General features: G+C 35.6%; 11 protein-coding genes. 7 read left to right on the forward strand and 4 right to left on the reverse strand.

What is annotated here, in order from left to right; genetic code table 11:
- Positions 1-13: 13 nt before the first annotated feature.
- From BN38_RS02105 to BN38_RS02120, 4 genes are all read left to right on the forward strand, one after another.
- On the forward strand, positions 14-1,213 hold the full coding sequence (locus BN38_RS02105) for an MFS transporter (RefSeq protein ID WP_044565264.1): 1,200 nt from the start codon (positions 14-16) through the stop codon (positions 1,211-1,213).
- A gap of 14 nt (positions 1,214-1,227) precedes the next feature.
- Entirely contained in the window at positions 1,228-2,562 is a 1,335-nt protein-coding gene (locus tag BN38_RS02110) for an acetyl-CoA hydrolase/transferase family protein (RefSeq protein WP_044565265.1), read from the forward strand.
- Between the two features lie 185 nt (positions 2,563-2,747).
- Entirely contained in the window at positions 2,748-3,200 is a 453-nt protein-coding gene (locus BN38_RS02115; RefSeq protein ID WP_044565266.1) for an HTH domain-containing protein, read from the forward strand.
- A 37-nt stretch (positions 3,201-3,237) separates the two neighbouring features.
- The gene (locus tag BN38_RS02120; RefSeq protein WP_044565267.1) at positions 3,238-4,275 is read left to right on the forward strand and encodes a discoidin domain-containing protein; all 1,038 of its coding nucleotides are present in this window, start codon (positions 3,238-3,240) and stop codon (positions 4,273-4,275) included.
- Positions 4,276-4,327: 52 nt separating this feature from the next.
- On the opposite strand, the gene BN38_RS02125 is transcribed toward BN38_RS02120, so the two are convergent.
- From BN38_RS02125 to BN38_RS02140, 4 genes are read right to left on the reverse strand one after another with little or no spacing between them, the layout of a single operon-like run.
- On the reverse strand, positions 4,328-5,278 hold the full coding sequence (locus BN38_RS02125) for an alpha/beta hydrolase (RefSeq protein ID WP_049944420.1): 951 nt from the start codon (positions 5,276-5,278) through the stop codon (positions 4,328-4,330).
- Complete coding sequence (locus tag BN38_RS02130; protein WP_154649911.1) at positions 5,275-6,237, reverse strand: alpha/beta hydrolase; 963 nt, start codon at positions 6,235-6,237, stop codon at positions 5,275-5,277. The genes BN38_RS02125 and BN38_RS02130 overlap by 4 nt, the downstream gene beginning before the upstream one ends.
- Before the next feature lie 25 nt (positions 6,238-6,262).
- Positions 6,263-7,054: a Cof-type HAD-IIB family hydrolase gene (locus tag BN38_RS02135; protein WP_044565268.1), complete on the reverse strand. Its 792-nt coding sequence runs from the start codon at positions 7,052-7,054 to the stop codon at positions 6,263-6,265.
- A gap of 3 nt (positions 7,055-7,057) precedes the next feature.
- On the reverse strand, positions 7,058-7,570 hold the full coding sequence (locus tag BN38_RS02140; protein WP_084593730.1) for a PTS sugar transporter subunit IIA: 513 nt from the start codon (positions 7,568-7,570) through the stop codon (positions 7,058-7,060).
- 149 nt (positions 7,571-7,719) lie between these two features.
- On the opposite strand from BN38_RS02140, the gene hcp reads away from it, so the two are divergent.
- The 3 genes from hcp to BN38_RS02155 all read left to right on the forward strand — a co-directional run bounded on the left by hcp (position 7,720) and on the right by BN38_RS02155 (position 11,979).
- A complete protein-coding gene (gene hcp / locus BN38_RS02145; protein ID WP_044565269.1) occupies positions 7,720-9,339 on the forward strand; it encodes a hydroxylamine reductase in 1,620 nt (539 codons plus the stop codon).
- Positions 9,340-9,473: 134 nt separating this feature from the next.
- Positions 9,474-10,754 (forward strand): L-cysteine desulfidase family protein, encoded by a 1,281-nt coding sequence (locus BN38_RS02150; RefSeq protein ID WP_195890872.1) that lies wholly within the window; start codon positions 9,474-9,476, stop codon positions 10,752-10,754.
- 13 nt (positions 10,755-10,767) lie between these two features.
- Entirely contained in the window at positions 10,768-11,979 is a 1,212-nt protein-coding gene (locus tag BN38_RS02155) for a dicarboxylate/amino acid:cation symporter (RefSeq protein WP_044565271.1), read from the forward strand.
- Positions 11,980-12,321 lie beyond the last annotated feature (342 nt).

Genomic DNA, 12,321 nt, shown 5'->3' on the forward strand with positions numbered 1-12,321 from the left:
TATGGAGGGTTTTATGAGTGAAATCTCTAAGGTAAATAAAGATTCCAAGAGATCTTATGTAATCGAAACTATTTTATTTTTTACATATGCATTCTTTGCAGTCAATTGGATAGCAGGTTCTACTTTGACTCCTGATATTGCAAAATACTTTGGTGTCGATAGTGGAGCAAGTGCATCCTTTGTTTCTAACGCGGTAACAATCGCAAAAATCATAGGTAATTTTTCAGCAGCAGCTATATTAAATAAACTTTATCCTAAAAAATCAATAGCTTTAGGTTCTTTCTTCATATTTGGAGGATCTTTACTAGCTGTTTTGGCAAAGAACTATCAAATGTTTTTACTTGGTAGATTCATAATGGGATTTGGTGGAGCAGTATTTGTAATATACTTTTCACCTGTGGTTATACATTATTTTTCAGCAGAAAAAAGACCAACTGTCAATGCTTTAAACAGCGTTGCCTATAACTTTGGGGCAGTTCTTGCTTTATTAATAGTTGCTCCAGTAATAGAAAAATTTGGGACATGGCAAAAATCAATGACATTTTTTCTATCAATTAGTGCAATTTTGTTTGTACTTTGGTTGATATTTGGAGATGATTTTGATATCAACGAAAATAGTGGAGGAGAAAAAAAGAAAGTTTCTTTTTCTGAAGCTTTTAAGGATAAGATAACTCTACTTTTACCACTTTCTTACTCAGGGGTGTTGATTTTATATCTATCACTCTTGCAACTATTTCCACAAACTGAAACTGCAGCTATATCTTCAGCGAAACTAAGTGCTCTTTCAGGTATAGGTGGCATAATTGGAACCTTGCTTGCAATATGGCTATCCAAAGTTTATGGAAAAAGAAAACCAGTAATAATCGTGTGTGGATTAATAATGACTTTAAGTGCATTTCTTATGGTAAAGACAACAAGTCCAACACTTGCAGTTATAGCTGCCCTACTTGTAGGAATATTCATGTTCTTGCCTATGACATCACTAATGATGATTCCACAAGAACTACCAAATATGACGCCGGCAAGACTTACTACTATAATGGGTATATTTTGGGCGCTATCATATATAATCGAAACCATAGTGTTTTATATTTTTGGAATCTTACAAGATAGAACTGGTTCCAACGAACTTTCAGTATATATAGCGGTAATACTTTCACTAACTTTTGTAATAGGTGGATTTTTACTACCAGAAACAGGCAAAGATAAATAATAAAGGAGATGGAAATGACAGATAACAAAACGATTTATGATCAAAAGATAAAGACAGCGGCAGAGGCTCTTGATTTAATTAAAGATGGCGACTATATATTCTCAGCGCAAGCTACAGCAGAACCAGTTGAAATTATGTCCAATCTCCAACACTTAAAGGAGACAGGGGTTAAGGATTGTGTTTTGATAACTTGCTTACCACTTAGAGATTATGATTGTTTTCATGACCAAGAGATGAAAGGTATCCTTGACCACCACGCTTGGTTTATGTCAGCTGGTCTTAGAAAATCTTACCAAGAGAAACTAGTAAGTCCAGTTCCACAAAGATCTACAACTATACTTGGTAAGACTCTAAAGAGAATAGAAAAAGAAAATAGAAGACCAGTAGTTATTCTAACTGTATCTCCAATGGATGAACACGGATATTTCTCAACATCTGTCTCAAATGTCTACGAGATGGATCTGATTAACGAAGGTGCATTGACCCTTGTTGAAGTAAATCCAAATTTCCCAAGGACATTTGGAGATAACCATGTTCACGTTTCTAGAGTTGATGCTATAGTTGAAGCAAATCATCCGATTCCAATTGCGAAAATAGCTCCTTATGGAGAAATAGATGCAAAAATTGGTAAATACATTGCAGAATATATAGAAGATGGATCAACAATCCAACTAGGTGTGGGCAATATCCCAAATGCTGTAGCCCATGAGCTAAAAAGCAAGAAACACTTGGGTATACACACGGAGATGTTTACAGAAACTATGATAGATTTGATAGAATGTGGGGCTGTGGACAACTCACAAAAGGGATTGTTGAATGGATATTCTGTAGCATCATTCACCCTAGGTAGCCAAAGACTCTACGATTATATAGACAACAACCCAGCTGTGTTATTTAAATCATCTACATTTACCAACGACCCATACACAATTGGGCTAAACAACAAGTTTGTATCTATAAACGCAGCTCTTGAAATAGACCTATATGGTCAAGCAGCCTCAGAGACTGTGAACGGATTACCATTTTCTGGTACAGGTGGTCAATCAGAGACTGTAAATGGAGCCCAAAGATCAAATGGTGGCAAGTCCTTCTTGGCTATGCATTCAACATATAGAAAAAAGGATGAAAATGGAAATGAAAAGACTTACTCAAAGATAGTACCACATCTAGCAATAAACCAAGCAGTTACAACATCTAGAAACGACACCAACTATGTAGTAACAGAATATGGAGTGGCTGATTTGACAGGGCTAACCATAGGAGAAAGAGCAAAAGCTCTAATTGCCATAGCCCATCCAGACTTTAGGGAAGAATTGACTAAAAAGGCAGAAGAACTACAAATTTGGTAAAAAATAAATATACTAAGCGAGGATTAGCTTTATAAATAAAGCTATATGTCCTCGTTTTTTATTTCGATTAAATTTGCCGTTATAATTAGTATTATAAACTCCTCACACATAGATAAAACTAGCTAAGGAAATTTAGTATGTAGAAGTGTTATCGTTTTCCTTATATAATATAGATAGGTGATGAAATGATTGAGACTAGACTAAAGCAAATATTTGATTTTTTGACAAAAGATTATGACTACCACACATCTGAAGAAATTGCTGATAAGCTTCAACTAAGCAGCAAGACCATACAAAAAGAGATTTCTATATTAAACACCCACATAAAAGATAGTGGAGCATTTATAGAATCATGTACAGGTTGTGGTTATAGATTTGAAATCAATGATGAAGAAAAATTTAAAAAATTCTTGAAAGACGACCGGTACAAGCACGCCTACTTTGTTCAAGATAGTGTAGACAAGGAAGCAAGGATTGAAAGTATCACACGCTTATTCTTGTATTCCAACTCATATATTAAACAACAAGAAATAGCAGATACATTTTACATTAGTCTATCTCAAGCCCAAAAAGATATTGCGCAAATTAAGGTCATTTTGAGCAAGTACAATCTAAGCCTATACAATTACAGCCTTTGAGCTAGCTCATGCTCAAAGAGGTGGTGAATCTAAATCTATGAATTCTAGAGACTTTTATATTGAAACAAGTGTTGATGGGGAAAACTACGACAGAGTAGTTGAGGTTAAGGATAATATAGAAGATTTAACCAAACACCAAACTATAGCAAAAGCTCGTTTTGTAAGACTAGTTTTGGATAAGGCTGAACAAAATGGCAATGTAGCTCGTATATACGAGTTTAGAGTTTTTGGTTTTGATGGTGAATTTGAAGAAGTCGTCAAAAGCGCCAATGAACTTTCAAAACTAAGACAGACCTACTATGATACAAAACTTACAGATAAGGAAGTATCAAAAATAGATAAAGGTAAATATGATGAATACAAAAATCTACAAGATAGGGCAAAAGCTATCTTAGATGCTAATGAAATAACTGAATCAGATTTTACCTTAGCTGATGAATTAAATAAAGCTTATAAAAACTTATTTAATAATGTAAATAAGAATAAGTTAAATAGCAAGATATTATTTGCGAAAACTCTTAAAACTGATAATTTGACAGAGAAATCATTAAAAGATCTTAACGAAGCCATCATAAAAGCACAAGAAGCGATGGATTCTCCAAATATAAGTCAAGAAGATATAGACCAGGCAGAAAAGGAACTAGTCAAGGTAATATTTAACTTAGAAAGAATCAATAAGACTAGTCTGAAATCCATGATAGATAAAAGTAATTCCTTAAACTTAGGTCTATATTCTGAACAATCATCAAAAGTTTTAACACAAGCATTAGAAAAAGCCAAAGAAATTTATGATAATCAAAGTGTTAGTCAAGAAGAAGTTGACAATAGTTTAATAAATTTGACAAATGCCTATAACAAGCTAGAAGCCAAAACTATAGCCAACAAAAACAAAATAAAATCTCTAGTGGCTAAAGCAAAAAAATATGAACTCGAAAAATACAGTAAGAAATCTGTAGAAAGCTTTAAAGAAAGTCTAGCTAATGCAGAAAAAGTTATAGTTGATAAGAAAGCTAGTCAAGAAGAAGTGGACATGGCATACAATAAATTATTGAAAGCTATGTTTGCCTTAAGATAAAATATACGTAATTAAAAAAACCAAGATCATTAATTATCATGGTCTTGGGTTTTTATTTTATTATTCCCAAACCTCCCAAAAACTCAAATATTTGCCTAAAGTATTCGTCTTGGTCATAGAATTTGCATTCGGCGTGGTCGGCTGGAGTTGGGGTGTATAGAGATTTTTTGCCTTTATGGGCCTTGTAGAGGTTATAGCACATTTTTACTGGGACGAGTCTGTCGGATTTGCTGTGGATGAAGAGGCCTGGAATTTTCGTGTTTTTCATGGAGTCTATGTTGGATTTATAAAAATCGCTTGAAAATCTGATTTTACCTATTATATTTGCTATAAAAGTAATAGGATATACCAAGAATCCTAAATCGCCTTTTAGTTGGTCGATTTGCATGGCATAAAAACTTGTGTAGCCACAATCTTCTATGAAAGCTAATAGATTATCTGGGTTGTCAGCTGCTAGAAACATAGTTGTCGCTGCTCCCATTGATTCGCCGTGGACTATGATTTTTGCATCTTTGTCCATATCTTTAATCCAAGAAATCCGTGCTTTCATATCTTCTTTTTCTTTGATGCCAAATGTGGTATAAGTACCTTCACTTTGGCCGTGGGCTCTTTGGTCAGGAGCTAGTATTGAAAATCCCTTTTTGTAGTATTTATCTGCTAGGCTTAGCATGGATTTGGCGTTTGCTGTGTAGCCGTGAACCAATATGACCCAATTGTTGGAAGTATCATTTTTTATGTACTTGCCATATAGTTTTAGGCCGTCAAAACTTTTAATGGTGTAATCTGACATTATTGTCATGTAGTGATCTTCTATTTCTATAAGTTTTGCCTTATTTGCGTTTATTTCTTGCTTAGCCTGTTTATTTTCTTCCTTGCTTATTTTGATGGGGTCATCAGTCATATAGAATTTTCTAAGGCAAGCTTTGTTTACTAGGTGATTTGCCCCTATTATTAATGTTATTAGAATTATAAATAAGATTATAAGTATTATTTTCCCTATCATATTATATCTCTATGTTCTTTATTGAAGTCTATGAAGTCAAAGATTTTTTTATAGTAAATCTCCTCGTCATAGAGTTTGCACTCAGCATGGTCTGCGCCTTCTGCTATGTAAATTTCCTTTGGCCCTCTATGAGCCTGGTAGAGTTTTTGACACATAGATACTGGGACTATGTCATCTTTTCCTCCGTTGATGAAGAGGGTTGGAATTTTTGTTTTTATCATAGCATCTTCTGTTGATTTGAAGAGGTCTGCTCCTATGAGAGGTTTTATGAATAAGTTTGCTACTAGAGCAGCAGGCTTATATAGGAATCTTAATCTCTTGTGGACCTGGTGTTCGTACATACCGTAGTATGTTGTGTAGCCACAGTCTTCAATTAAAGCTATGACATTTATAGGATTTTCGCCTGCCACATACATGGCTGTAGCTGCTCCCATGGATTCTCCTTGGATGACTATTTTTGCATTGGGATTTTTCTTTCTTATCCAATCTATCCAGCAGATTATATCCCTGCTTTCCTTTATACCATATGTAGTAAAGATGCCGGAACTTTTGCCGTGGCCTCGCAAGTCTGGTGCAAGTACGGAATAGCCCTTTTTGTAATACCTATCGGCTATGGTAAACATTGTGAGATTTCTTGCAGTGTAGCCATGGATTAGAATCACCCACAAATCCTTATTTGTACCAAAAAGATAGGACCCGGATAGCCTAGTCCCATCGAAAGATTTTATAGTAACTTCATTCATGATCTCTGCATAGTGGTTTACTGTTGCAAAAACTTCATCTCTATCAGCAAAGAGATTTTCCCCAGCGTGTTCACTGATATTTTCTTTGATATCAGGATTGTAGTCCATATTGCCCAAAATCTTATTTATCCAAGTAATTAGATGGGCAAAGTGGCTTGCCATGACGAGAATTGCTAGAAGTATGATTATAAGAGATGCTATTCTTAAAATATACAATTATATCGCCTCACTTAATGGGTCTTCATAGGACAAATTTCTCCAAATAAACCCCTATGCCATCTTCATCGTTAGAAAGTGTCAGGTAATCTGCCATATTTTTGATTGGCTCTACGGCGTTGGCCATGGCAACTCCCGTCCCCGCTATTTCTATCATGCTGGCATCGTTCATTTCATCGCCAAAGGCTATGATGTCAGCTTGGTCTATGCCGTATATCTTTGCAATTTCTAGGAGACTATTGCCCTTTGAAAGGCCCTTGGGCATAATCTCATAATAATTCCTATGGCTTCTTACTTGGCTTGTTTTATGACCAAAGTTTTCTTTTAGAAATGGTATGTTTTCTTCGAGATTTTCTGGCTCTGCTGCAAAGAGGATTTTGTTTGGATCAAAATCTAGCTTATCTCTGATATCACTTACAATTTTTGCTTCAAGTCCTAGTAGCTTTTTTTCTGCCTCTAGAAATTTATGGTCTTTGTCAGATAATATCATATTTTTATAAGGGATTATGATATTTAGAAACCTGGTTTTGTCTAGGATTTCTAGAGCCAAGTTTCTATCTAAGTTATGATTTACTAAAACTTTGCCACTAGAGTAATTTGTGATTGTTCCACCATTATAGTTTGATAGCAGGCCATCAAATTTGTCAAATTTAAGCTCTTTTGCTAGATCTTTAACTGCGCTTGTTGGCCTGCCAGAAACTATAACAATCTTATGTCCCATTTCGCCAGCCCTTATGAGGGCTTGACGTGTCTTGGGAGTGATTTTATTTTCGCTATTTAATAGCGTTCCATCGACGTCAACTCCAATGAGTTTCATATATTAGCCGATTACTTCCATTAATTCTTGGCCGTGGTTTGTTTGACCATTTGCTAGAAGATTGATCTCTTTATCGTCGGCATTGGTTATAATAACTGGTGATTCTACTGCTTTGCCACCTGCTTTGATTTTTTCAATATCAAATTCCATCAACAAGTCTCCAGCTTTTACCTTTTGTCCTTGGCTTACGTGAGAAGTGTATGGTTCGCCATTTAGTTCAACTGTGTCTAGGCCAATGTGGATTAGGATTTCAAGACCTGTATTTGAGGTGATTCCTAGGGCGTGTTTTGAGTCGGCTACCATTGAGATTTCACCATCAGCAGGGCTATAAACCTTACCTTCGCTTGGTAAGATCAAGCTTCCCTTGCCAACCATTTCTCCTGCGAAAACAGGGTCTTGGCATTCTTTGACGCTTGAAACTATACCTGTTATAGGTACTAAAACTTTGTTACTAGCATTTGTGTTTGTATTTTCATTTTCTTTATCTTTTTTAAATAGATTTCCAAATAATGACATATTGCCTCCTAATTTTTTTAATTTGCTATAATTATACCCTTAAGTCGATTTTTTTAAGAATTAGTAACATATGTTACTGAATTTTTTAAAATTAGCTTTTATAATATAGACATAGTAAGAAAGATAAGAAAACACAAAGGAAGGTTAATATGTTTTGTTACCAATGTCAAGAAACAGCTAAAAATGAAGGATGTACAGTTCAAGGCGTATGTGGTAAGAAAGAAGATACTGCAAATAGCCAAGATTTACTAATATATGTTACAAAAGGACTTGCTGAAGTTGCTAATAAAATTGGCGAGGACAATGATAAAGTTTATGATAGGATTTCAAACAACTTATTTATAACAATTACAAATGCAAACTTTGATACAGATGCAATTATGAAAGTTGTTAAAGAAACTATCAAAATGAAAGATGAACTTTTAGAAAAAATTGAAAATAAAGAAGAATTATCTGATTTTGCTCTTTATACATCAATGGATGATGAAGAATTATCTAAAAAAGCAATTGAAGTTGGTGTTTTAAATATTCTTAATGAAGATGAAAGATCTCTAGTAGAACTTACTACATATGGCCTAAAAGGAATGGCTGCATACAACCACCATGCAAATGTACTTGGATATAGAGATGTGGAAGTAGACAGATTTATAGCTCACGCTCTTGAAGAGACCACAAAAGACGACAAGGAAATTCCTAGCCTAATTGACCTTGTAATGGCTACAGGTGAACACGGAGTAAAGGCAATGGCCCTTTTGGATAAGGCAAATACAGAAAGCTATGGCCATCCAGAAATTACAGAAGTAGATTATTCTGCAGGAGATAAACCAGGAATTTTAATCTCTGGCCACGACCTTCACGATATGAAAATGCTACTTGAACAAACAAAGGATAGCGGAGTAGAAATTTATACTCACTCAGAAATGCTACCTGCAAATTACTATCCAGAATTTAAACAATATGACCACTTCCACGGTAACTATGGTTCATCTTGGTGGCACCAAAATGAAGAATTCGAATCCTTTAATGGTCCAATACTTATGACAACTAACTGTATAGTGCCAATGAAGAAGAACAATACTTACCAAGATAAAATGTTTACAACAGGACAAGCAGGATATCCAGGATGTAAACATATTGAAGCAGATGAAAATGGCAACAAAGACTTCTCAGAAATCATTGAATTAGCAAAAACATGTGAAGCTCCAACTAATCTTGAGGATTTAAAGGTAGTAGGTGGATTTGCTCACAATCAAGTTATCCAATTAGCAGATAAGGTTGTGGAAGAAGTTAAAGCTGGAAACATCAAAAAATTCGTAGTAATGGGTGGGTGTGATGGTAGATTTAAAGAAAGAAACTACTATTCAGAATTTGCTCAAGGACTTCCAGAAGACTATGTAATTCTTACAGCAGGCTGTGCAAAATATCGTTACAACAAACTTGGTCTAGGAGAAATAAATGGAATCCCAAGAGTTCTAGATGCTGGCCAATGTAACGACTCATATTCACTAGTTCAAATCGCTCTAGCACTAAAAGATGCCTTTGGCCTTGATGACATCAACGATTTGCCAATAGAATATAACATTGCTTGGTATGAACAAAAGGCTGTAATAGTACTACTTGCTCTATTAAGTCTTGGAGTGAAAAACATCCACCTAGGACCAACATTACCAGCTTTCCTTTCACCAACAGTAGTAGATTTCTTGGTAGAAAACTTCAACATTGCTCCAAACACAACAGTAGAAGAAGATTTAAAAACAATGACAGCATAAAACTATCGGTCTCCTTAATAAGGAGGCTGATTTTTTTTATAAAAAATTGACCTCCCAACTATATTTATAATAACTATGAAATCGTTTGTAAAATTAAAAAAAGTATATTATAATTTCTTTGGAGGACAATGAGTATGGATAAAAATCTGATAAACAAAGAACTTATCGATATTGTAAAAGAGGACTCGACTAAGGCAGTGGGATGTACGGAACCCGTTGCAGTTGCCTATGCTGCCAATGTAGGAGCAGAATATCTTGATAAGTCTAATATCGAAAAAATAGAAGTGCTTTGCAGTAAAAACATATTTAAAAATGGCAAGGCTGTCAAAATCCCAAACACTGGAGATCATGGTTTGGACTTAGCGGCAAGCCTAGGTGTTTTTACTGAGAAAACAACTAGTCCACTTTTAGTTTTTTCAAAGCTGACAGATGTTACTATTAAGAAAGCCAAGGACTTTGTCAAAGATGGAAATGTTACAGTAAACTACATTGACAATGTACCTGATGTATATGTTGAACTTACAATATATTCGGCAGAAGATGAGGTCAAGGTGGTTTTATCGCATTCCCACTCAAATATTGTAAAAATCATCAAAAATGAGGAAGTTATATACGATAATCCAGCTGATGATGGCAAAGGAGATAAGGCTTCTATCAAAGATATGTCCTTTGAGGAGCTTGGACAAATTGTAAGGGACATGGACTATGATGATATTGCCTTTGTTTTAGAAGGAGTTGAGGTTAACCTCAATGCGGCCAATGAGGGATTAGAAGGCTATGGTCTTGAACTTGGTAAGAAACTAAAAGAGCTAAAAGATGCCAAAATCTTGCCAGATAATTTTGTTACAGATACTAGGATTCTAACTGCAGCTGCTGCTGACATGAGAATGGGCGGAGGATCACTTCCTATAATGACATCTGGGGGCAGTGGCAACCAAGGAGTCGGTGTAGTTTTACCTATATATCTCGTAGCAAAAAGAGAAAATCTGGATGATGAAAGTCTTGCAAGAGGATTATTTTTTGCACATATTATTAACCGCTATGTTAAGGAATATTCTGGTAAACTTTCTGGCTTGTGTGGATGTGCTATAGGAGCAGCAATCGGTGCTAGTGCAGGAATTGCCTTTATGCTTGATGGTAGCGAAGAGGAGATAGAAGGTGCTTGTACCAATGTTTTTGCCAACCTTACTGGCATAGTATGTGATGGAGCAAAGGAGTCTTGTTCTATGAAACTATCAACCAGTGCAGAAGAATCGGTAATAGCAGCCTATCTTGCCCTAAATGGAGTGGTGACTGATGCCAATGTAGGCATAGTAGGAGATAGTATAGAAGAAACCATAATCAATATAGGTAAGCTATCTCACCTAGGTTTTGCCCAAACTGATAAAGTGATGCTAGATATAATAGATAAATAAAAGAGGTAAATTTATGGAAAAGAAAAAAATATTTGATAGTTTAATTTTTAAACTAGTTCTTGGTATTATACTAGGAATAATTGTTGGAAATATAAGTAACGAGTCAGTTATAATCGTAATAAATACTATAAAAGCTGTTTTGGGTCAATTGATCTTTTATGCAGTACCAATCATAATTTTGGGCTTCATAACACCGGCCATAGTCTCACTGAGTGAAGAGGCAGGCAAGGTGTTAACTATAACCCTAATTATTTGCTACATATCTTCTGTTGGTGCAGCCTTATTCTCACTAGTTGTTGGAAGATCTGTGATACCAAACTTACATATAGCATCAGAGTTGGCAGAGCAAAAACAAATCCCAGAGTCAATTTTTGAACTTAGCATTGATCCACTAATGCCAGTAATGACAGCCCTAGTAACATCAGTTATTCTAGGCCTTGGCGTTGTATGGTCAAAGTCAGAAACTTGGAATAAATTATTAAAAGAAACCAACAACATTACTTTAGAAGTAGTAAATAGAATAATAATCAAAATCTTACCTCTATACATATTTACAACCTTTGCTGAACTTTCATACACAGGAGTGATCAATAAGCAATTACCAGTATTTATAAAGATTATATTTATAGTTATAATCATGCATTACATATGGCTTGCCTTGCTATACCTAATAGGTGGAGCTATTTCAAAGACAAATCCAATGGAAGTACTCAGAAACTACGGACCGGCATATTTGACAGCACTCGGAACAATGTCATCAGCTGCAACCCTATCAGTTGCCCTAAAATCAGCAGCAAAGGCTAAGACCCTAGATCCTAAGATAAGAGACTTTGTTATACCACTTTGTTCAAATACCCACTTATGTGGATCAGTACTTACAGAAACATTCTTTGTAATGGTTGTATCACAAATTCTTTATGGTAAACTTCCAGAATTAAGCTCAATGATCTTATTTATTATCCTTTTGGGCATATTTGCTATAGGAGCACCAGGTGTGCCAGGTGGTACAGTAATGGCTTCTCTTGGACTAATTATTTCTGTATTAGGTTTTGATGATACAGGTACAGCACTTATGCTTTCAATATTTGCCCTACAAGATTCATTTGGAACAGCTTGCAATGTTACCGGAGATGGGGCAATAGCACTTATGGTTACAGGTTTGTTAAAAAGAGTTCCAGGCAGAGGCAACAACCCAGCCTATGTTTATGAGGAAGAAGAGATTTAACAAGTAAATGAATAAAGCTCAGACCTAGGAAGTTAGGTCCGAGCTTTTTGGTATGACGGGCATGTCATCAATCTGTGGTGAAAGTCCACGAAGGGCGTAGTTGCCAGCGAACCTCATAGCAATTCCCAAGGCTTGTACCGTGAGGTACAGGCGAGAAGAAGGGATAGCAAAATTGTAGCCTGACGAACAGAAACCTAATACTAAGGCTTGCACGGTGGACAAGCGAACCAAAAGTCGTGAAGTCCAAAAGGCAACCGTAAACCATGCAAGTAGATTAGGCAGGTAGACAAGGAAAGATTGATGGCTTATCCCGTGAGGTCTCACTAGCGAATAAGTAGTAGC

This window comes from Anaerococcus provencensis, assembly GCF_000312365.2.
GTDB lineage: Bacteria > Bacillota > Clostridia > Tissierellales > Peptoniphilaceae > Anaerococcus > Anaerococcus provencensis.

Bases quoted from the DNA above. Each gene is read 5' to 3' on its own strand.
- BN38_RS02110 (WP_044565265.1), top strand. From the start codon at position 1,228: ATGACAGATAACAAAACGATTTATGATCAAAAGATAAAGACAGCGGCA.
- BN38_RS02135 (WP_044565268.1), bottom strand. From the start codon at position 7,054: ATGAAACTCATTGGAGTTGACGTCGATGGAACGCTATTAAATAGCGAA.
- BN38_RS02155 (WP_044565271.1), top strand. From the start codon at position 10,768: ATGGAAAAGAAAAAAATATTTGATAGTTTAATTTTTAAACTAGTTCTT.
- BN38_RS02150 (WP_195890872.1), top strand. From the start codon at position 9,474: ATGGATAAAAATCTGATAAACAAAGAACTTATCGATATTGTAAAAGAG.
- BN38_RS02125 (WP_049944420.1), bottom strand. From the start codon at position 5,278: ATGATAGGGAAAATAATACTTATAATCTTATTTATAATTCTAATAACA.
- BN38_RS02115 (WP_044565266.1), top strand. From the start codon at position 2,748: ATGATTGAGACTAGACTAAAGCAAATATTTGATTTTTTGACAAAAGAT.
- hcp (WP_044565269.1), top strand. From the start codon at position 7,720: ATGTTTTGTTACCAATGTCAAGAAACAGCTAAAAATGAAGGATGTACA.
- BN38_RS02120 (WP_044565267.1), top strand. From the start codon at position 3,238: ATGAATTCTAGAGACTTTTATATTGAAACAAGTGTTGATGGGGAAAAC.
- BN38_RS02105 (WP_044565264.1), top strand. From the start codon at position 14: ATGAGTGAAATCTCTAAGGTAAATAAAGATTCCAAGAGATCTTATGTA.
- BN38_RS02140 (WP_084593730.1), bottom strand. From the start codon at position 7,570: ATGTCATTATTTGGAAATCTATTTAAAAAAGATAAAGAAAATGAAAAT.